At 53.0% G+C, this 21,965-nt stretch carries 20 protein-coding genes and 1 pseudogene; 3 read left to right on the top strand and 18 right to left on the bottom strand.

Annotated elements, in window-relative coordinates:
- The first annotated feature begins 1 nt into the window (after position 1).
- A complete protein-coding gene (locus AC3RCJ_RS00070; RefSeq protein ID WP_492961221.1) occupies positions 2-541 on the top strand; it encodes a DinB family protein in 540 nt (179 codons plus the stop codon).
- A gap of 450 nt (positions 542-991) precedes the next feature.
- Positions 992-2,920, top strand: coding sequence for a polysaccharide biosynthesis protein (locus tag AC3RCJ_RS00075; RefSeq protein ID WP_492961223.1), 1,929 nt, complete (start codon positions 992-994; stop codon positions 2,918-2,920).
- A 245-nt stretch (positions 2,921-3,165) separates the two neighbouring features.
- Here AC3RCJ_RS00075 and AC3RCJ_RS00080 read toward each other — a convergent pair.
- Positions 3,166-3,565, bottom strand: a pseudogene (locus tag AC3RCJ_RS00080) (IS1595 family transposase); the annotation flags it as partial.
- A 55-nt stretch (positions 3,566-3,620) separates the two neighbouring features.
- On the opposite strand from AC3RCJ_RS00080, the gene AC3RCJ_RS00085 reads away from it, so the two are divergent.
- The gene (locus AC3RCJ_RS00085; RefSeq protein WP_492961225.1) at positions 3,621-3,911 is read left to right on the top strand and encodes a transposase; all 291 of its coding nucleotides are present in this window, start codon (positions 3,621-3,623) and stop codon (positions 3,909-3,911) included.
- Positions 3,912-4,060: 149 nt separating this feature from the next.
- Here the strand turns inward: AC3RCJ_RS00085 and AC3RCJ_RS00090 are convergent, their stop codons facing one another.
- The 17 genes from AC3RCJ_RS00090 to AC3RCJ_RS00170 all read right to left on the bottom strand — a co-directional run bounded on the left by AC3RCJ_RS00090 (position 4,061) and on the right by AC3RCJ_RS00170 (position 21,885).
- Positions 4,061-5,539 carry an aminotransferase class I/II-fold pyridoxal phosphate-dependent enzyme gene (locus AC3RCJ_RS00090; RefSeq protein WP_492961227.1) on the bottom strand — a complete coding sequence of 493 codons (1,479 nt, stop codon included), beginning with the start codon at positions 5,537-5,539 and terminating at the stop codon, positions 4,061-4,063.
- A gap of 1 nt (position 5,540) precedes the next feature.
- Positions 5,541-6,173 carry an acetyltransferase gene (locus AC3RCJ_RS00095; RefSeq protein ID WP_492961229.1) on the bottom strand — a complete coding sequence of 211 codons (633 nt, stop codon included), beginning with the start codon at positions 6,171-6,173 and terminating at the stop codon, positions 5,541-5,543.
- Complete coding sequence (gene neuC, locus AC3RCJ_RS00100) at positions 6,163-7,293, bottom strand: UDP-N-acetylglucosamine 2-epimerase (RefSeq protein WP_492961231.1); 1,131 nt, start codon at positions 7,291-7,293, stop codon at positions 6,163-6,165. The genes AC3RCJ_RS00095 and neuC overlap by 11 nt, the downstream gene beginning before the upstream one ends.
- On the bottom strand, positions 7,290-8,321 hold the full coding sequence (gene neuB / locus AC3RCJ_RS00105) for an N-acetylneuraminate synthase (protein WP_492961233.1): 1,032 nt from the start codon (positions 8,319-8,321) through the stop codon (positions 7,290-7,292). Before neuB ends, neuC begins: the two co-directional genes overlap by 4 nt.
- A 34-nt stretch (positions 8,322-8,355) precedes the next feature.
- A complete protein-coding gene (locus AC3RCJ_RS00110; RefSeq protein ID WP_492961235.1) occupies positions 8,356-9,129 on the bottom strand; it encodes an oxidoreductase in 774 nt (257 codons plus the stop codon).
- The gene (locus AC3RCJ_RS00115; RefSeq protein ID WP_465047465.1) at positions 9,122-9,823 is read right to left on the bottom strand and encodes an acylneuraminate cytidylyltransferase family protein; all 702 of its coding nucleotides are present in this window, start codon (positions 9,821-9,823) and stop codon (positions 9,122-9,124) included. The genes AC3RCJ_RS00110 and AC3RCJ_RS00115 overlap by 8 nt, the downstream gene beginning before the upstream one ends.
- Position 9,824: 1 nt before the next feature.
- Positions 9,825-10,802, bottom strand: coding sequence for a Gfo/Idh/MocA family protein (locus AC3RCJ_RS00120; protein WP_492961237.1), 978 nt, complete (start codon positions 10,800-10,802; stop codon positions 9,825-9,827).
- A 2-nt stretch (positions 10,803-10,804) separates the two neighbouring features.
- Positions 10,805-11,623, bottom strand: coding sequence for a HisA/HisF-related TIM barrel protein (locus AC3RCJ_RS00125; protein WP_492961239.1), 819 nt, complete (start codon positions 11,621-11,623; stop codon positions 10,805-10,807).
- A 2-nt stretch (positions 11,624-11,625) separates the two neighbouring features.
- Complete coding sequence (hisH, locus tag AC3RCJ_RS00130; RefSeq protein WP_465047504.1) at positions 11,626-12,255, bottom strand: imidazole glycerol phosphate synthase subunit HisH; 630 nt, start codon at positions 12,253-12,255, stop codon at positions 11,626-11,628.
- Positions 12,256-12,261: 6 nt separating this feature from the next.
- Positions 12,262-13,383 carry an N-acetyl sugar amidotransferase gene (locus tag AC3RCJ_RS00135; protein WP_492961241.1) on the bottom strand — a complete coding sequence of 374 codons (1,122 nt, stop codon included), beginning with the start codon at positions 13,381-13,383 and terminating at the stop codon, positions 12,262-12,264.
- Between the two features lie 8 nt (positions 13,384-13,391).
- Complete coding sequence (locus AC3RCJ_RS00140; RefSeq protein ID WP_492961243.1) at positions 13,392-14,699, bottom strand: glycosyltransferase family protein; 1,308 nt, start codon at positions 14,697-14,699, stop codon at positions 13,392-13,394.
- Positions 14,690-15,655, bottom strand: a complete 966-nt coding sequence (locus AC3RCJ_RS00145; RefSeq protein ID WP_492961245.1) for a hypothetical protein — start codon at positions 15,653-15,655, stop codon at positions 14,690-14,692. The genes AC3RCJ_RS00140 and AC3RCJ_RS00145 overlap by 10 nt, the downstream gene beginning before the upstream one ends.
- A 217-nt stretch (positions 15,656-15,872) precedes the next feature.
- A complete protein-coding gene (gene asnB, locus AC3RCJ_RS00150; protein WP_492961247.1) occupies positions 15,873-17,636 on the bottom strand; it encodes an asparagine synthase (glutamine-hydrolyzing) in 1,764 nt (587 codons plus the stop codon).
- 2 nt (positions 17,637-17,638) lie between these two features.
- Positions 17,639-18,160, bottom strand: coding sequence for a sugar transferase (locus AC3RCJ_RS00155; protein WP_492961249.1), 522 nt, complete (start codon positions 18,158-18,160; stop codon positions 17,639-17,641).
- A 29-nt stretch (positions 18,161-18,189) separates the two neighbouring features.
- The gene (locus tag AC3RCJ_RS00160) at positions 18,190-19,674 is read right to left on the bottom strand and encodes a lipid II flippase MurJ (protein WP_492961251.1); all 1,485 of its coding nucleotides are present in this window, start codon (positions 19,672-19,674) and stop codon (positions 18,190-18,192) included.
- 4 nt (positions 19,675-19,678) lie between these two features.
- Positions 19,679-20,524 (bottom strand): aldolase/citrate lyase family protein, encoded by an 846-nt coding sequence (locus AC3RCJ_RS00165; RefSeq protein ID WP_492961253.1) that lies wholly within the window; start codon positions 20,522-20,524, stop codon positions 19,679-19,681.
- A gap of 152 nt (positions 20,525-20,676) precedes the next feature.
- On the bottom strand, positions 20,677-21,885 hold the full coding sequence (locus tag AC3RCJ_RS00170) for a GumC family protein (RefSeq protein ID WP_492961255.1): 1,209 nt from the start codon (positions 21,883-21,885) through the stop codon (positions 20,677-20,679).
- Positions 21,886-21,965 lie beyond the last annotated feature (80 nt).

A 21,965-nucleotide genomic window follows, 5' to 3' on the forward strand; every position in this document is an offset into this window, starting at 1 on the left:
CATGAGCCGTTGCGCCCACATTTGCCTGATGGCCGATTACAACCAGTGGATGAATGCCAAGGTCTACGCGGCGGCGGCCAGCCTGCCTCCCGGCGAGCTGCAGCGCGAGCGGGGCGCCTTTTTCGGCTCCCTGCTGGCCACCTTGAACCACGTGATGGTGGGCGACACCCTGTGGCTGCAGCGCTATGCGCAACACCCGGCCGGCTTTCCCCTGCTCGACCCCATCCGCGCCATCACGCCGCCCACCTCGCTCACGCAGCCGCTGTTCGCGGCCGACGATTTTGCCGCCATGCACGCGCACCGGCAATGGCTGGACCAGGTCATCGTAGCCTGGGCCGCCTCCATCCGGGACGAAGACCTGGACCACCTGCTCGACTACCGCAACAGCAAGGGGCCGAACCGGCGCCAGTTTTTCAGCCTGCTCATGCATTTCTTCAATCACCAGACGCACCACCGGGGCCAGGCCAGCACACTGCTGTCGCAAGCCGGTGTCGACCTGGGCGAGACCGACCTGCTGTTCCGCATTCCCAACCATCTCTGAGGAATGCCGGGAAAGTATTGTATATATGTTGATACCTGATAAAAATCAGGCAAGTTAAATAAGAAATGCCGCACGAAAAAGTCATGCTGAATAGTATTACCCTGCATACGAAAAAGAGCCGTGATCTATATCATTCACAAAAATTTTACAAGGATTTTAAAGCAAGATTCCCCATAATTTGATTCGTGCGCAATACCATTTTTTAAATGAATGCGTTACCATAGCGCTAGTTTCCCATAGGCAGCACTCTTCGTCCCAACCGGCGACCTGTTTAAGCTCCGGACAGATAACAAGAAAGCAATTAGCCGACCCGGCAGCCTTGTTCCGACGCCATGGCGACAGTACCTGATCAAGCCCTTTCCGGCTCAATCCGAACGACGTTCGGCGAAGCAAACTTTCCATAAGCAGATTGGCGTCCGCTTTGTTTGCAAAGAATGGATTCTTTGACGTATGAAAAACAAATTTTTGAAATTATCCCGCCTGCACAAGCAGATGATCGCGGCTGGTGCCGACCTCGTCTGCCTGCCGCTGATGTTTTACTTCGCGCTGTTCCTGCATTTCGACAGTCTCAGCATGGCACTCGTCATCGAATACAAGTGGCCGGCCCTTGCCGCGGCCGTCACCGCCGTACCGATCTTCCTCAAGCTGGGCCTGTACCGCGCCGTGGTGCGCTATATCGACCAGAAGATCATTTCCACAGTGGTGCTGGGCAGCACGCTGTCGGTGCTCATGCTGGCCGTCCTCGTGCAGATCCTGCAGCCCGGGCATTTGTCGCTGCCGCCTTTCCTGATTTACTGGGTCAACTCCATCGTCTACGTGCTGGCCAGCCGCTACACCGCGCGCGGCTACTTCGTCGGCTTGCGCGAGCGCTCCAACAAGACCCGCGTTGCCATCTATGGCGCAGGCAAGGCGGGCAGCATGCTGGCCAATGCCTTGAAGCCGAGCGGCGAATACCTGCCCGTCATCTTCATCGATGATTCCGCACAACGGCAAAATACCACTATCCACGGCATCAAGGTCTATCCGGCGAAGCAGATTGAACAGCTGGCAAAAAACATGCACATCAGCACCGTGCTGCTGGCACTGCCGTCGATCTCGCGCCGCGAACAGCGCAAAATCCTCGACCGCCTGTCGACCCTGCAACTGAAGATCAAGGTCACGCCATCGATCGCCAGCCTGGTCAAGGGCGTGGCCCGCGTCGAAGACGTGCGCCAAATCGAAATCGAAGACTTGCTCAGCCGCGACCCGGTAGCGCCCGATCCGAAGCTCTTATCGGTATGCATCCGCGGCAAGGCCGTCATGGTCAGCGGCGCCGGCGGCTCGATCGGCTCCGAACTGTGCCGTCAGATCGTTGCCCTGAATCCGACGCGACTGGTATTGCTCGATATTTCAGAATATGCGCTGTATACAATCGAGCAGGAATTGCGCGGCTACTGCGCCAGCCATGAACTCGACATCGAACTGGTCGCCTGCATCGGCTCCGTGCTCGACACGGAAAAATGCCAGCGCCTGATGCACACTTTCGAGATCCACACGGTGTACCACGCGGCAGCCTACAAGCACGTGCCGCTGGTCGAACACAATCCCATCGAAGGCATCCAGAACAATGTCTTCGGCACGCTCAGCCTGGCCAAGGCGGCCGTCGCCGCCCGCGTCAAGTGTTTCGTCCTGGTATCGACCGACAAGGCCGTGCGGCCAACCAACGTAATGGGCGCCACCAAGCGCCTGGCCGAACTGGTGCTGCAGGCATTCGCCCGCCAGGGCAGCGGCACGCGCTTCTCGATGGTACGTTTCGGCAATGTGCTTGGCTCCTCGGGCTCGGTGGTGCCGCTGTTCCGCAGGCAAATCGCCGGCGGTGGCCCGATTACCCTGACCCATCCGGATATCACCCGTTACTTCATGACCATTCCGGAGGCGGCACAACTGGTGCTGCAAGCCGGCTCGATGGGCACCGGTGGCGACGTCTTCGTGCTCGACATGGGCGAACCGGTGCGCATCGTCGACCTGGCGGTACGCATGGTGCACCTGAGTGGCCAGGAAGTGCTCAGCCCTTCCACGCCGGACGGGAAGATCGAAATCCGCTATGTCGGCCTGCGTCCCGGTGAAAAACTGTACGAAGAATTGCTCATAGGAAACAACGTAACCGGCACCGAGCATCCCTTGATCATGCGTGCGCAAGAAGCGGAAATCGACTGGCCTTTCCTCGACATTATGCTCAAGCAACTCAATGAAGCCTGCCAGCGCTTCGACCACACGGCAATCCGCAGTCAATTATTGAAAATTGTCAGCGAATACCAACCTGCATCGGAAATCGCCGATATGTTATGGCTACAAAACGCCGCGACCGGAACGATGGACGCCATACCGCTACAGAGCTAAGGCAATTAACGTGTTTTACCGAGGACTGGCTTCTGTATTAAACAGATCCAGTCCTTTTTACATGCAGGCCAATGAGCCAAATGTATGCCAGGTTCAAGGCCCTTATCGAGGCCTACTCCCTCCCCCCAAAAATGCCAAAAATCAATAGCCGACGTATCTTTTTCGATATGTCCGGACCTAAAATGACATTGTGCTTACTCTATCAGATATGAGCATAGTATAAAATATGGCTCTGTCACCGATAGCTATGGAAAGCTGCCTAGAGTGGCTTTCAGCAAGGCTTCCGGAGAGCGGATGCACCCGGCACCGAGTATCCAGCACCAACCCAGGTAATTGGGAAAATGGCGAGTGGCGACGCCGTGAAACCTGCTCAGCCAGCCGCGCAGACGACTGTGATACGCATGACGTTCTGCATGTGGGCCGCGACGCACAAGATGCCCCGCCCCTCGTGGCTGAGGCCAGTTGCTCGGGAAAGGACCGCATACGCGGCATGGTCCTTGGTAACAAACAATACGTCGAGGTCTATCACGGGCAACGAGTGCTCGACAAGCTCGCTTGCGTTAACTGGCCCTTGCCGCAGACGAAATTCAGCGTCTGCGCCGTGCAATCGCGCGCCACCAGGATGTAAATTCGCTCGCTGACAATGCTAAGCTAGGGTGTATCTGAGAGAACTAAATGGGGATCTGGCGGTCAGACAGCGATGAACCGAACAGACCTAACTGAACAGCAATGGCGGCGGCTGTCACCGCATTTTGCGCCTTACCCGCGCCGTGGACACGTCTATGTCGAGCATCGCCGCGTGATGGACGGTATCTCGTGGCGGCTGAAAACCGGCGCGCCATGGCGCGACGTTCCGCCACGGTACGGTCCTTGGCGGACCTGCTACGACAGATTCGTACGCTCGTCGCGTAACGGTACATGCAGCGCTTACTCAACATCTTACAAGCCCAGGCAAACGAGGCCGGCCGAGTCGACTGGGCTGCCAGCATGAGAAGCTCCCATCTGGCTGGTCTGATCGGTTAGACCTCAGCCATACTGCGAGTTCCCTACTTGCCGAGGACAGAGCCTAAAAAGCCCAATAAGTTGACGCTCCACTTATTGGGCTTGATTGAATTAAAAAACAATCACCGAAATAAAATGCTAGGAACCACTCTGCATAATAGAACGTATCTTGCTGATCACCCGATCCAAGTCGTTTACCGACATATTCGATCCCGATGGCAAACACACACCACGGGCAAACAAGCGATCAGACACCGATTCCGTACCATCCGTAAAATATTCGCAATGCGCAAAGATCGGCTGCATATGCATCGGCTTCCATACTGGCCGCGCCTCAATCATTTCCGCCCCCAACAATTGAATCAACTTGGCACTGCTTACATCGCTGAGTGCCGGATCGATAGTGCATACAGTCAACCAATGAGTCGAAAAGCTCCACTCTGGCTCGGGCATCCATTGCAGCGCCTTGATATCGGCCAAGGCACTGCGATAACGATCAAAGACTGCGCGACGCGCCTCGACCCGCTGCTCTAGCACCTGCAACTGGCCGCGGCCAACCCCAGCGAGGATATTGCTCATGCGATAGTTGTAACCGATCACGCTGTGCTGATAATGTGGCGCCGGATCACGTGCCTGTGTTGCCAAAAATCTGGCACGCTCGATCAATGCCTTGTCATCGGAAACCAGCATACCGCCACCGGACGTGGTGATGATCTTGTTTCCATTAAACGAAAAAATACCAAGCTTGCCGAACGAGCCACTGGCGCGTCCCTTGTAGCGTGCCCCAAGTGACTCTGCCGCATCTTCGACCAACGGCACACCATAGCGCTCACAAAGCGCCTGCAACGCGTCCATGTCAGCGCTCTGACCATACAGATTGACAACCACTACCGCCTTCGGCATCTGTGCGGCAGCTTGGGCAGCCTCAAAGGCCCGTTCCAACGCCGCAGGCGACATATTCCAGCTAACATCATCGGAATCGATGAACACTGGTTCAGCCCCTTGATAAACGATTGGATTGGCGCTGGCAGCAAACGTCAGCGTTGAGCAAAATACCTTATCGCCAACGCCAACATCGAGCATGATCAGAGCCAAATGGATCGCCGCCGTACCCGAACTAATGGCTGCAGCGTACTTCATCCCCACCAGTGCGGCCAGTTCGCTTTCGAATGCATCCACATTCGGTCCTAGTGGCGCGATCCAATTAGTACTGAATGCCTCCTCGACAAACACACGTTCAGCATCGCCCAAGTGAGGAGTGGACAATAAAATCTGTTGATCGATAGCCCGACGCTCCAGCAACTGAGTGGCACGTCCTGCACTGTCGACCACAACCAGATGATTAATACTGTGCTCATTCATCAGCGCCAACATCTCACGCCGGCTGGCGCCAGTCTGGACAACTACCGACTGAATTGTCGGCAAAGCCAGCAGGGAAGCGCGCAGATCCTGCTCCTTGAGAATTAGACGTCGCACATCCCCATCCGTGACAGTGCGTTGAAACAAACCCTCATCATTAACTAAGAGCAAGATTCCGGTTCCTGCCCGATCCAGCGCCGCTAACGCATCAGCGATCGTCGTTGTACGCGTTATTTCAATTTCAGAGACCTTAATCACATCATTCCTTATCTAGAGAGATTGCTGGAACGCCGGCACAAACCTGCCCGACCAGCACATTATTCAGTACTACGGCACCCGCACCTATGACGGCATCGTCGCCGATGTTAATGCCTGGCAACACGTTTGCTCCTGCGCCAATCAGGACGCGACTACCCAAGCACACCGCACCGGCCAAAGTGGCATTCGGGGCAACATGAGCAAAGCATCCAACCGTGCAATGATGATCAACTACGGCACCGTGGTTGATGATCGCACCATCGTCAACCCGCGCTTCCGGGGCGACTAACGCGCGGGCCGCCACGAACACCGCTTCGCCCAAACTGGCAAACGGTGAGACGATCGCAGTAGGATGAAGCACACGGCGCGGGCGAGCGCCGATATCAAGCAGTTGCTCGTGTAATCGCTGGCGCAGTGCCCCCTTACCGATCGCGACGTGAAACCAGCCACCGTGCATCTCCGGCCGTAGCGCCGGTACTTGCACGGGAATCCCTAGAAGCAGCGTGCCACGTAAACGTTCATCACCATCAGAGACGCTAATGCACTCGGCACTGATGCCTGAGACCAGAAGTGCATCAACCACCACCGCTGCATGACCTCCAGCACCTACTACATAAATCATCTCAGTATGCATTGGTCTTCATCAATACCGTTTGATCGAGGGGAAGGTCCGCCAGCAAGGCCGCAATGCGCTGTGCGCTGTCCCCATCGCCATACACGTTCGCACGCGCCAGACGGCCTCGAGTCAATGCGGCAGCGGCCGCCACCGCAATCACCTCGGCGACTGCAGGCACATCAACAACATTCTCGTTGCGTTCACGCAGATTCTGCCGCATGCCAATATTGATCACCGGAGTGCCGAAAGTGGCTGCCTCGATGATTCCAGCACTGGAATTGCCTATCATAAGGTCTGCCGCCGCCATCCAGCAGGCAAAGTATGCGCGCGGGAAATGCGTCGCCACATGCATGCCTGGCTGATGGGCACGCGCTCTTAATGCGGTGCGAATGGCCGCACTGCCGGCATCGGCGTTTGGCAACAGCGCTACGATCTGTATCCCTTGCGCTAACAAAACATCAATAATCTGGCCCGCTTCATCACCAGCTGCCGTGGCCTCCTGCAACACTGGATGGTAAACCATGAGCGCCAGCGGTGCATCTGTACGCAGGCCAGCTTGCGCTAACAACGTCGCACGTGGCACGGTCGCCAGCGCGCCCAAACCATCCAGGCCCGGTGCGCCAGTAACAAACACTTGCTCACGACGCTCGCCCATGCGTACCAGTCGCTCGGCAGCATCGGCAGTCGCTGTACAATGCCAATGCGACAGTTTTGAAATGGCGTGACGTACCGGTTCGTCCACAGTGCCTGAACGCTCGCCGCCATGGATATGTACCACCGGAATATTCAGGTGAATCGCAGCTAATGCACCAGCCAACATTTCACCACGGTCGCCAAGCAGCAACACCACATCCGGTGTCAATGTTTCGAAGGCATCGACAAAAGCTGTCAACATACGCCCCACATTGCGCGCCATCGTAGCACCGGTGGCGGGTTCCATATCAAGCGGGACCCGGATTGACACCGGCAACCCGGCACCCTCGATATCGGCAACGGTGTCGCCATAACCTGGCGCCAAATGCATACCGGTGACGATCAGGCTCAGTTCCAATTCTGAATGAGCGTGGATGGCTTGCAAGGTCGATTGCATCAAGCCAAAATCGGCCCGCGTACCGCTTACATAGCAGACCTTTCTCATTGCAAGTCCGGCCACAGAAGCGTTGTGCCCGTAGGCAAGTCACGCGCGGCACGCCGACCGACCACTTGGCCAATTTCACGTGGCTCAATGCCGTTACCGGGCCGCAGCAATACCAGATCATCAGCCGCCAGTACGCTACCTGCCGTGACGGCACGGGCCGTTGTAACACTCCGCCTTACCAATGCACGCACCTGCAACTCGGACGCGGTCGGGGCCTTGACGCTTGAGCCGAGTGCCACCTCCACGTCGCGGATTTGCCGGACAAGCGCAGCAAGCTCTTGCGGGCTAAGCGATGCTTTATGGTCCGGGCCAGGCATATCCCGATCCAACGTAAAATGTTTCTCAATCACTGTCGCACCCAGCGCCACAGCAGCGGTCGATACCGCCAACCCCAGGGTATGATCGGAATATCCCACCGGCATGCCGGTAGCGTCAGCAATCGTTCGCATTGCTCGCAGATTAACATCGCTGCATTGTGCCGGGTAATTCGAAGTACAGTGTAGAATGGTCAGCGAAGATGCCAGCTCCCCAGTATAGCCAGCGCGCAAACGTGCGGCGCCAATCACTGCAACCGCTCGCTCGATCTCGGCCAGCGTCGCCATGCCTGTCGAGACAATCAACGGCATTCCCTTGCTTGCAAGGAAGTCGAGGAAAGGCTCGTTGCTGATCTCACCAGACGGCACCTTGATGCGACGCATGCCTAACTCAAGCAAAAAATCAACCGCATCCTCATCAAACGGTGTCGACATGAACTCGATACCAACCTCTTTGCAACGTGCCAACAGCTTGCGATGCAGTTCTGGCGACATCTCCAATGCCTTGAGCATCGAATGTTGGTCGCCGCTACCCGTCTCGCGTTTCTGGTATTCGGCCTTGTCAGCACCAGGACGTACCAGTTTATCGGCAGAGAATGTCTGGAACTTAACCGCATCCGCGCCACAGGCAGCGGCCGTCTCGACTAGTTGCAAAGCCAATTTTTCGTCGCCATTGTGATTGACGCCCGCCTCGGCAATAATATATGTACTCATATAGTTGATCTACTCTCGATTGAATGACAGTTGGCTACAAGGTAAAGCCATCGTCGACCACAATATTCTGGCCGTTAACGTAGCGCGACGCATCCGACAGCAGAAACGACAAGGCCCCCAACAGGTCGCCAGGACTGAGCATGCCCTTGGTACCGGCCATCTCATTGTATTTCGCAACAAATTCAGCTGGTTGGTTATCAAAAATACCACCTGGACTCAGGGTATTAACGCGGATGCCATCGTCCTTGAAGTATTTCGCAAAATATTTTGACAAATGAATAACACCAGATTTAATGGCGGCGTATTCTACTGGCATCGTCATCTTGGTACCGGCGTATACTTCAAAACGGGGAGCAATCACGCCATAGATCGATGCCAGATTAACGATATTCCCGTGCCCTTGGTTTCGAAATGCCAAGGCAAAACGCTGTGAGGTGAGGAAATAACCACCAAGGTGCATTCCCGTATTGGCGCAGAAATCTTCATATTGCACCTCTTCCAGACGCCGACCGTAGTTGCTATTACGCGGATAGGCATTGTTGACCAATGCATCGATGCGACCAAATCTCTGCAGAAGGTTCGCAATGAGAGTATCGACCGATGCAACATCGGTAATGTCCAGTTGCGCTGCGTAGGCCTGTCCATCTGCTGCGAGTACTGCAGTCACTGCCTTCGCAGCCTCCTCATCCCTGTCAGCAATGACCGCTATGCCGCCGCGTCGCACGATCTCGGTACAGAATTCCCGCCCTAGCAGCCCGGCCCCGCCCGTTACCACCACGACTTTGCCACTCAAGCACTGATCATTCATGACCGTCCTCCTGCTGGCGCTCCGCAAGCAACATATCCACAATCTTGAAATCAATCGGGCTGTCGATATCAATGGAGCGCTCGCGCGGCATCACATGCATCTTGACACGCCCATTCCATAGCCCTTTGTTCAACGTACTACGGTGCCACACATAAATGGATGCGTTCATCGAATAAACGGCCGGTGCCATCTGCCGCGCGACGACGCCAGTTAAGGAAGGACAAACGAGGCCAATATTGCCATCCTCTTTCTGTTCAACCATATTGAAATACGGATTTTTCTCTGACTCGAAGGCTGTAATCACGACATCGGTATCTGTGTCAAGCAAGCGCATGCAAGCGTCAATGTCGGCGGCAATACGCAATGGCGAGGTTGGATCCAGGTCGACAATGGTATCGAACGAACCGACATGCTCGGCCACCCAATCCGCCAAATGGGAGATGACGGGAACTTTAGCCGCAGAACTCGTCGCAAGATGGGCCGGACGCAGGAAGGGTACCGTTGCACCGTAACTACGCGCCACCTCCGCGATGGCCTCATCGTCGGTAGAAACGAAGACCCTATCAATATCTTTGCAAGCCTGTGCTTGCAATATCGTGTGGGCAATCAGAGGTAAACCGCGCAGCATCTTGATATTCTTGCCCGGCACACCAACAGAACCACCGCGGGCACAAATTGTAGCTATGGTTTTCAACTTAATTTTTCCTAACAGTAAACACCACATCCAACGCGGCTAGACCCTCTTCAATTGTCTGGGACGTCGGTCTGTTGCCGGCAATTGCCGCTAACATTTCCCGCATCGCAGTCAAGTAGGAATCCACCACTGAAAAATCCGACTCGGGTAAATCAAGTAATTCAACTCTGCCATCGGCTTCACTGAGCGTGAGCGTTTTGCGGCGAAGATCCCACTCAATGCTACCCAAGTCTCCAACAAAACTATACTTCCTAACTGGAATCCTGCTGATGTAATCGAGTTGAATTGTCACCAACGGTCCTTGCGGCCGACTCAGGATCAATGCAGCCACGTCCTCGGTTTCAATGGACAAGTTGCTAAATTTTCCAAGGGCGCCTTGCACTGTATCAAATTTCCCGAGCAACCAGTTTGCAGCGTCAATCTCGTGGATCAAGTCAAGCAATACCCCCCCGCCAAGTAGCGACTTGGCGCTGTAGCTATTAGAATAGTCCTGTGTTGGCCGCCAATCCGGTAACCATTGCCCCGCCTCAAACGAAGCACGTACCACATTACCAATACGCTTAGCCTGCAACATTTCATGCAGACGACAAAGCGATGGTAAAAACCGCAAATTACATCCCACCATATTGATCGGCATCTTGGGACACGCCTCGACCAACTGACGCAGTTGCGCAAACTCGGCGGCACTTGTTACCAGAGGCTTCTCGATATAAAACGGTACGCCATGTAGAATAGCCGCTTCGATATAGCGAAAATGCATGGATGAAGGATTGGCGATGACCATCAGGTCTGGCGGCTGTGACAATGCAGCATCCAGTGAGGAGAACATTCCATACTCCTCGCTCAAATGCGGCGACTGATCTGCGCGCCCAAATTCGCGTAAAAAGGATATCTTGGCATCAGGGCAAATCGACTTGATCGAAGTGGCATGGCGCATACCAATCGATCCCGAACCAACGAGTAACACATTCTGGAGCATGACTAGCAGCTTTTCGTTTTAAAAATCTTGTGTAAATACTTTGCCTCACCAGCATCCCAATGAGCCAAATCCAAACCTGCGGTGAAAAGAGCTTGACGCGTCTTGTAAAGCCCATCGCCAATGAAATTGAATAAATTCGCAGTAGCAACCGCATCAACAGCAGCGTGGCACAAACCTGCATAAATATGGTCTGACTTGCCACTGCCACCGCACAGTATCAGTGGTTGCTCCAAGCCATCCGGCAATTGCGACAATACATCCAAGTCTAGCCCAAAACCGGTTCCATCGAGATCGATGGACTGAATCATCAACTCGCCGAAACCGATCTCGAGCATTTTATTCAGCCAACCAGGAAAGGCTGGCCCAACGTTTTCGCTAGCATTCAACACGTAGGCGTCATAACCCTGCTCTGTGCGCTTTACGTCGATACAGCCGATGACACACTGTTGACCATAGGTAGAAATGACTTCCCGTACAACATCCGGCGCAGTCGCATAGGCCGAGTTAAAAATCAACTTGTCCGCACCACTATTAATGAATAAAGCTGCGTCACGGAATTTTTCAATCCTTCCTCCCAGCGTCACCGGAATAAAACAGTGCGAGATTACCTCTGACACAGCTGCCAAAAAAAGTGATCTATCGTGGTTGCCACGGCTCACATCCAAAATGACGAGTTCATCGATTGAGCGCGACAATTCAGAAAAGCGAAAATTCTTCAACAGCCATCCAACGTTGCCGCCTTTTTGCAATCTGAAATTCCGACTCAGATAGAAAGAACCTTCGTTATACAAAAGCGTAAAAATAACTCTATTCTTCGCCATAATCAGCCGTTCATACTCAAAAAGTTCCTCAACAAACTTAATCCGTTTGTTTGACTTTTCTCAGGGTGAAATTGAGCACCGCACAGACTGCCAATTTGAAAGGCTGCAACAAACTCGATGCCATGCCGGCACCTGGCGATATTCGCCTTCGGCTCATTGAAATCCTTTAATGCATAGGAGTGGGTGAAGTAGAAGTCGGGCTCAGCACAAAGGTGTGAGAACAGCCCTTCCGCATCAAAACCATACACCGCAGAAAAACCGACATGTGGCACCTTTACGGCATCCTGGCCCGACAGCGTTCCAGGAATGCGCTCAATCCGGGCCGGCACTAAGCCAAGTCCGGCACAATTACCCTCTTCGCTGTAGGCCGCCAGCAACTGCATGCCCAGACAAATGCCCAGTAACGGCTTGCCTTGCTCAATCGATGCAACACGAATGGCCTTATCCATTCCCGCCGCACGCAAAGCACGCATGCCGGCGTCAAAGGCACCAACGCCAGGCAGAATGACATGTGTTGCCGCATCCAGCGACGCAGCATCAGACACGGTGCGGCAATCAACCCCGAGAAAATCCAGTGCGGCCAGGACCGACTTGATATTTCCTATTCCAACATCAACTACCGCCACATCCATCAAGATTTACTCCACCTCGAAATTAGGCATCCAGCGGCCATCAATCTTGTCGAACAAGGCACGGTTCACCCAACGATCCAATACGCTGTCAAACTCGGCCTCGGTCATTTGATAATAGTCGAGATACAGTTGCAGGAACTCTTCCGGATAATGATTGTCATAGACCCGTGTCAGATTAACTGCCTGTGCACGATCCATTGCACCTCGTCGCACTTCAATTCCCGAATCTTGGGTAGCGCGGCCAAAACCGAACTTCAGGTACATTAAATACGTATGCAAGGAATAGAGTGCCTGATCATTCTGCGAGAAATTGGTAAACGTACCAGTGTTGCTCTCACTTGCCTCTTTCAAACCGCAGTGCTCTTTCGCAACCAAGTAGTTGCGATATGAATCCCAAGCCTCAAAATATGACCAATGGGCGATTTCCAAAGACGAGCTTTCGAGAACATCGTTATTAGGGAAACGGAAAAAATTCAGTGCCGCATCCGGCAACCCTGAATTTTTCAACACCTTATCATGTCCACCTTCAAGATAAATCTTGCGCATGTAATCGACGTCATACACGGGCTTGGTGCTAGTGGCTGTCGAACCGCCATATTCGACCTCCCCATCTTCACCGTAGAAAATCAGGTTAATACCCATATTGACTGTCAGACGAACCACTGCGGCCTGGATCGCGATAAGCCAACCGTAATATGGAAAACCCATTTCGATAAAGCCGGTACGATTCATCCGGCGCATTGCTTCGTGATCCGGTGAAATCTGGATATGGTTGTACCCGCTGTCAATAAATGCCTTCAGATTTTCATTACCCAAAGGCAATGCCAAGGCCGGAGTAACCGTAATGGCCAATGGATTCATACCATATTTATGCTTTAAATTATAAGCAACATATGAACCATCTTTACCGCCACTAACTGGCACCACGCAATCAAAATCACCATTGGATTTTCTGTGTTTGGCCAACAGCGCTTCCAGTTCCAGCCCGCGTGCGCTCCAATCCATGGTTTTCTTTTTCTCGCACCATTGGCATGCATTGCAACGGCCCTGTTCGTCAAATGTGATTCTCGGACGAGTTGACATATTCAAACAGCAAGAGCACCACTTCAAATCTTTATTCTTTTCCATATTTCTCTTCAATTATTGATCCGATTGAATTCTGCTGCGATCTCGTCCGCAACACGCTTTGCCGAACCGCCCACGTTGTTACGCAATGCTTGTACGCCAACAGCCGGCGTATTCTTACCTTCAAAAACGTCCATCACACTCTGTCCAATATTGCCGAGTTCACCAACAGCATCTGCCAACTTCATGTCAGCCAATGGTAACGAATTGGAAAAAATCGATTGTGTATACTGGATGACCGGTGTTCCAAGGATAGCTGCCTCCAGCGCGACTGTAGACCCTGTCGTCAAGACACAATCCACGCCACACAATAACTCATCCAGACTCTCCAGCGTTTCACTGTAGCTGACCTGACTACCAAGCTGGCGCTTCTCCCGCTTTTCACTAGGATGGAAGCGCACCACGATTTGCACCTCAGGCTCACCTGCGAATCTTGCCACCAAAGCATCTTCAATCAGTTCAGGCAATTTGGGGTTGCCTGTGACGTCAGCAAAGGGGTGCCGCAGCGGCTCTTCCTGGGAAACCCAAACCACTACCCGCGCATCGTCCGAAAATCCCTTATTCTTGCGGAAAATCTTGCGTAGCGCAGGCTTGTCGACCATGCTGAGACGATCGAACGAAGGATTTCCTGTAATAAACAATTTATCCCGTGGTACACCATGGTTTTGGAAATGACTAGAAACAGCGTCATTCAGCACACAGATCTTATCCGCGTAGCCCTTCGAAGCACACCATTCTACCTCAAACGGTGCGTATAAATCGACAAGGCATAGCCTTTTAATATCTAACGATCTGGCCGCTTCCAGTGCCGCCCGCTCAGACCGCGGAGCGCTTGTCGAAACGACAAATGCCGGGCTCAAACGTAAGAAAATCTCCTTGAAAAATTCAGTTGGACAAAATATCTGGCGCCCACGTACAGAATATTTTTCCCTGGCAGCACGCAGACCGAACGCACGGACTTGACTATAGAAACCTATGCCCAGATACATTTCGGTTTCTGCCAGATCTACGAGTGCATGGGTATTTTCCCTCAACAATCGCTTCCCTAAACGATTCGCGTCACGATAATGTTCAGAATACCGCGCAAGTTCCTTCATGCCAATCGCTTCGATACCGAACCGTCGATACACTGTCGGCGCAGTGGTCAGCCCAACGCAAACGAGCACATGCCCGGCCAGCACCAATTCTCTGGCGACTGGCGCCAACGCGGCGGCATGACCGGCGCCATACGATATTAAAAATATAAATTTTGCACTTGGCGTATGCTCAGCATTGGCCAAGGTTGCCAGTTGCTGTTCCTTCTTTAATATTATTTCCACAATCCCTCCCGAATCTTTCTATTTACCAGAGAGTCCGGCGACACCTCTAATTTAGCAATCATCATTAATAATGGGATAAGCAACGCGATTACACCCAATCCCTCAAAAAACATAACGGGAACCCCAGCCGAAAATACAAATCGATACCACCGGGCGTCCTCATCCAAAAAACTCTTTAATAGAAAAAAAACAACCAGCAAACAGATTAATATATAGACGGCAGCGCGCAAATAATTGCCTTCCAATATACTGACAATAATTGTATTTCTTGATATAGCAGCAACTAAGCCCGTAGAATCACCAACAGTCGATTGATAACCGCTATCGCCACTGGCAAAACCCACCAATTTATTTTGAACAGATATCAACAAAGACGTCAAACTCAGGAGAAAATAGAGCAAGTATGCTTTTCTTTTCCATATACATTGAATTCCCTCCCGTGCCACCAACATCACGCAAAACAGGACTGCACCGGAACTGAGGGAAGCAAAAATGAAAGAGACCAGTAGATACATACGTTTTGGCCGCCGCAACTGATAGAGCAACAAATACCCTACGGAAAGGCATACCAACACGCTTCGAAAACTCAGTAAGAAAACAAGAAAAAACAACAGAAAACTGATCCAGCCACGCTTCGCACCGACAAAAAGATCCACTACCGGCAGGATAAACAGCGACAGCACAAAAACTTCCAACGGTGCGCCGCCCATACTATTCAACAGACTAAAAACAACGGAAATGAAAGTACGTATCAAATGCACGAAAAATAGCGGCTGCTCCGAAAAAATATCGCCACCAGATGACAGTACACCCAGTACATAAAAAACCTGACTTGCATATCCGTCAGTAAAAATAGTGGTCTCATCGAGCAATAAGAACGTACGAGGGAAAAAAATTGCCCCAGCGCTCACGATGAGCGCGATAAAAAGGCCCAAGCGCAAGGAAGTTTTCTTCAAAAAATACCTCATATATTGTTTAATGCAATGGGCAAAAAATTGACCATGCGACCTGCAAAGATAATTTCAAAGTATCGCCAACGCATGCCCCACCACGAACTGAATACCCCACTGAGGATCAGGCGATCACCCGAATACTACTCAGCAAGCAAGACACAAGCAATCAATCTTCCTGTGTCATTGCAAACCAGACACCCCTATTTGCACGACATAACAGTTAGATGTTTGTGAAATGAGAAAATGCCAGCAAGGCGCGTATTTCGCGGGTATTGTTCTTGGTGTCGTTCAGATGATCGCTCAACAGTTTGTTAATCGTTGATGGCAGAAAATGTCCTTTGGCCGCCAATGATTTGAGCATGCCTTCACAATAGGCCTTCTTGCTGCCTTTGAACCACTCTCCCACTGGCACGGTAAACATCTGCTTGCGTCGATAGGCCAGATCCTCGCCGATCAAAGGCGCAACGGCCTTTTTGTACAAGTATTTCGTGACGCCATCCTTCAACTTGAGCTCGCCTGGCATGCGGAATGCCAATTCCATCATACGATAATCGAGGAAGGGGGTACGCGCCTCGAGCGAGACAGCCATGCCCATACGATCCGGCTTGACCAAGTTATTGCCGGACAAAAGCAATTGCATATCCAGATAAAGAGCTTGGTTGATACGATCTTGATGCTTCACCTCTTCGAAGTATGGACGCGCCACCTCGAAGGAGTCGACCACAGCGAGACGGTCTTGTAAGCCGGGAACATACAGCGCGCGCTTGGCATCGTCGGAAAACAGCGAAATGCTCTCGAAATAGGCACGCTGGAAAGCGGCATCATCCATCGCATCAAGGCCAGGCCGGGCGAAAAAGTCGCGGTACTTGTCATAGCCTGCGAACAGCTCATCTGCACCATCCCCGGTTAACACGACCTTCACTTGTGCGGCGGCCAGTTGCGACACACGATAAGTTGGCAAGAAAGAAATATCGCCGTGCGGCTGATCGCAATGATAGGTTGCCATCGGCCACAGATCCAGCATGTCCGGTGCCACCTTCTCCATCGTGTGGGCGGTACCAAAACGTGTCGCTGCGGCCTGAGCAAAGGCCGACTCGTCGTAACGGGGATCTTCGAAACCGATACAGAAAGTCTTGACTGGATCGCTCATGTGGCGTGCCATCAGGCCCACTACTGTGCTTGAGTCCACACCTCCCGACAAGAATGCGCCAAACGGCACGTCGCTACGCAGACGAAGACGGACAGCGTCGTCGAGGATAAAGTTGAACTCCTCGATCCAGTCTGCCTCGCTACGGCCATGTACGGGCTGTACATCCGCCAGACTCCACCAGCGTGTCGTACTTGTACCGGCGCGCGTCACCTTCATCACGTGACCCGGCATCAGATGACGCACGCCCTGGTACATCGTATGTGGCGCCGGCACATAGTTAAACGTCAAATAATGATGCAGTGCGACTTCGTCCATTGGTGGCTGGGACATACCAGCTTGCAACAGCGATTTGATCTCCGAACTAAAAGTGAGCTGCGTACCATCGTCGTGAATGTACAGAGGCTTGACGCCGATCCGGTCGCGCGCCAAATAGACGGCACCCTCACGCGCGTCATAAATGGCAATGGCGAACATACCGTTGAGTTTGCTCAGGAAGCCAATGCCTTCCATCTCGTACAAGCGCAGCAGAACTTCCGTATCGGAATGAGTGCGACAGGGGTTACCACGCGCAGCGAGTTCGCTGGCCAATTCAATGTGATTGAAAATCTCGCCGTTCTGTACGACCACAATGCGACCGTCATCCGAGACAAATGGCTGGTGTCCACCCTGCAGGTCGATGATCGACAGGCGTTGATTACCCAGCGCCACGCCCGGCACAGCAAAGATACCTTGGTCGTCAGGGCCGCGGTGCACGATCGCCTTGCCCATCGATTGCAGCATCTGTTGCGGCAACGATACGCCAGCACGATGGAAATAGCCGAAAATTCCGCACATAATTAGTTGCCCCCTTTAGTCAATACTTGTTTAACGGTCATAGCTATAATTTTGATATCAAATCCGACACTCGCCTCGCGAGCGTACTGCAGGTCCAGCGCCTTGCGCTGCTCTGCCGTTGCCGCCGACCTCAAGGTCGCCTGAGCCAGACCGGTAATACCGGGCCGTACACTGTTACGCGCAATCCACTCCGAATCGCTATAGAGGCTACGCTGCGCAGGGACATCCGGGCGCGGACCAACAATACTCATATCACCTAGCAGCACATTGATAATTTGCGGCAATTCGTCAAGACTCGTTCTACGGATGAAACGCCCCACCGGCGTAATGCGAGGATCTTGGTCGAGCGTTGAAAACCCCCCACGCCGCTCGGCATCGATGACCATGCTGCGAAACTTGTACATGCCAAACGTACGCCCTCCCAAGCCAACCCGTTGTTGCTTGAAAAAAATTGGGCCACGGTCAAAACGGTAGATGGCCAGTGCAACAAGCAACATGGCCGGGGCCAAGGCGAGAAGCGCCATGACAGAAATCAGAAGATCAAGTAAGCGTTTCATACTGCGGTAGGGAGTTGTTGTAAGGTTGAATGGAAGCGCAGAAAGTGCCGCACCGGCAATAGCACCACAGCGGCCAGACCACACAGTGGAAATAGCAAACGCAGCCAATGCAAAGATGGATGCAATACAAGGTCTGCCACTACCGCCAGAGCGGCAATTATTGCAACGGCGATGAGATAGGGCCAGCAGGCAAACAAACCATTCTCGCCCAGCAGGCGCAGGGTGGATGCCCGTCCCAGCGCAATGGCGACAACCGCTTGGAAGGCGACGACGGCAGCCATCAGACCTAGAGCTGACGAATTTGCCAGTCCCGGCCACGCCAACAAGGGCAGCGTCAGCACACAGAAAAATGTAATCTTCAGTACCAGATGCGTTTTCTTGCTCGCATTCAAATCGGCAACCGCCATGCTGCTAATGGCGATCAAAGGCACGCTAAGCAGGGCAACACGGGTCAAGGCTGATACTTGCCCTAACGCAACAGTGTCCATTTTTCCCCGCGAGAATAGCACATGCACTACCGAATCACTAAACCATACACCAAGCAACGTCACGGCCACTGCCAGCAGCAAGGCATACTGAGTATCACGACTGACAGCAGTAGCAGCGGCGGCAGCCATTTTTTTTGCGTGCAAGACACTCAGACGCGACAGTGCCACCGTGCTAATCGAGGTAATCAGTATGGCCACCGGTAATTCCATCAGCTTCTGGGCATAGTTGAAGCTGGCAATAGCGCCAGGTCCAATCGTTGACGCCATCGCCCTCACCAGTATTGGAGCGAGTAACATCAACGCTGCAGCTAGGGCCGCCGAGCCAAAGGCACGCACCAGCGTTCGATCTATCGGTGGGGCCGGTGGCGCAGCACGCCACACGGAACGATCCAGGGCGAGTAATTGAGCCCCCCAACGAAATGCGGCGCCGCCAGCGATGCCGCAGGCCAGCAATAGCAGGGGATCGGCATGGCCACGGGCACACAGCAGCGCTACCAGTACCACCGTGTTGAAGATCAGCGTGCCACAACCGGTGACAAAAAAACGCTGCGATGCATTAAGGTAAGCGCCGGCGACACCAGCCATACCTGTCAAGGGAATCGCCATTGCCACTGCAAGCAGACCGGCCGTACCCCCAAGAATTTGCCAGCGCATGCCTGGGGCGATCAGATAAAACAGCCCTTGTGGCCAAGCTACAAGCAGTGCGCCGGCAGCACCGAAAAATAGTGCCACAATGATCGAGGTTTGGCGAAACAACGCCACAGCTTGAGGGCGAGCAAGTGTATTAAAATGTGGCACCAAGGCAGCGCTCAGGCCGCCGGATAACAATAGATTGACAAGCAGGTCGGGAATTGCAAGCAACAAAACAGCAGCATCGGCCTGCGAACTGATACCGAACAGCGCAGCCAATTCCAGCTCCCGCAGTAATCCGGTCAGGCGGCCGGCCAGCAACGCCAGACTCAACGCCACGCTGGCGCTGAGCACGATACGCATGCGATTACTCACCCGTCGGCGCGCTAGTGGTAGCGGGACGGATCTTTTCGGCAATCTGCAGGACACGTCGGCTTACTTCCTGTTGAAGCGCCTGCAATTGTTCCTTGCTTGAACTCAGGTGATGCGCATAAGCTGTACGCAACTTCCTGATTTCGTCGCTAAAATCCATTTCAGCACGAATTTCCGCCACCGATGTCGCTTGGCGGTGGAAAGTACGCGACAGAATGGCGGCCGTTGAGCCCAGGCGTACATGCTCGGCCAGAATCAGCTCAGCCGGCAGCAATCCCTCGCTTACCCGGGCGACGCCCCCTATGCCGAACGGAATGTTAGCTGCATTCAGCGTCGCTGCCATGGTATCGACCAGGCCCTCGATCAGCGGTTCGAACATGAAACGACGCCCCAACTCCAGATGCAGATCGTTCAAGCCGATATGTACCTCGTCCACCCCTGGCACCGCGATACAAGCGGCAAGCGACTCCATCGCGCCAACGGTTTCGACCAGCAGACAAGTGCGAGCACGACCAGCCACAGCCTGTGTAAACACCTCGACCTCTTGCGATCCACGAAACATTGGTAACATGATTATATCGGCGCCAGCTGCAATCACCTGGTCCACTTCGTCACGCGTCCCTTCATGCACGGGATTAATGCGTACCATCAAGGATCCCGAAGGTACATAAGGCCTCAACGCCGCCACGTCAAGCATCGAATGCCGGCTGATGACGGTATTCAAATGCCCCTGACGCTGGACCTTGCCAAGAATTTCAAGGTCAACAAAGATCCGGTCGACACCGTTTTCAACGGCGAATGATGCCAGTTCAATAGAATTTGTAATAAAGAAAAATATCATGTGTTTTCCGCGCAGTATACATGCGCATTGTTTACTATTTTGCCTTCCCTATGAGGTAGCAAAAAAGTACTTGAGCCAATGGGTACGCTATCACCCAGGAATGCAGCGTCATAGCGCACGACCTTGGTCGGTATGAAAATGCCTAACTTCTCCTATTTCCAGCGTAGCTGCGCCATCATACGATCCCACTGCGCAGCACGCCCAGGCATCGTCAGCAACGTCCTCTTCAGGTCAGCCACGAAAATCCATGCGACTGTAAAGAAGAACGTCAATATCCCCGCCAATACAGCAAGCAGCAAGCGTCTCGGCTTTGCATGACGCTCTGGCTCAACCGCGGTATCCAGCACCTGAATAACCGAATTTTCCTTTGCCTCATCAAGACGTGCCATTTCATACTGCTTCGACAATAATTCATACAGCATTTGGTGATACTTCACTTCACGCAATATTTTGATATTCTCGAGACCAGGTTGATCGCCAGCATTCTTGCGCAGTGGAATCTCTTCGGCCGGTCGGCCATTCTGCAACTTGGATAATTCGGTGCGCAGACTGGACAGTTCCTCTTGGACACGCTTGTAATCAAAATGGTTGGGTGTCATAAATGCCTGCATGGAGCCAAGCTGTATTTCTTTTGCAGCGATTTGCGCCCGCAGACGGCTGACTGTCTCGACGATGGCACGGCTGTCGCTGTCGACACTGATCACTCCGTGCGTATCAAGCGCTTGCTTGAGTGCCATTTCCGCCTTGGCGAGATTATCCTTTGATGCTTCCAACTGCCGCTCAAAAAACACGCGACGTTGCCCCGCTTCTGTTACTGCGATAACCCGAGTCAGGTTAAGCAATTCTTCAATATATGCATTTGTCAACTTAACCGCTCGCACTTTATCCTTGTCTTCGACCTCGACAGAAATGAAGCCATCTTTACCCGAACTAATAGTGGTATTTTTAGCAAGCTCCGCTCGGATTTTTTCTGGCGACTTAAGCTGATATACGGTCGCCAGGTCATACTTTGCAATCAGTTTATCGGCAATCATACGACTCTTTAACATCCCGATATACAGGTCACTGGGATTCTTCATTCCGGTTGCCCCGGCAGCTGCGACGCCAGCCATGCCGTTTAATTGCGACAATAAGGCAGAGGCGCCGGACTGGGCTTGCTGAGGCGGCAGAACCCTGGTGTCGGCTTTATAGACATTAGGCAATAGTAAACTGAATCCTCCGACAACTATCGCGACCACTACTGGCAGCAAAATAATTGTCTTCTTGTGCCTGGCCAACAAAATCATAAATTCAAAAATGTCGAATACACCCTGACTACTATTCGGGCTAGGGGCGGCGGGGAGGTTCTGCGTTTCATTCATACTGGGAGAGCCGCTCATATTGATGATGTAGTTACTGTGATTGCTTAGCGGAGGAAGAGAGTATTTCGTCTCTTTCCACC

It is taken from the genome of Janthinobacterium sp. GW822-FHT07H11 (genome assembly GCF_058798615.1).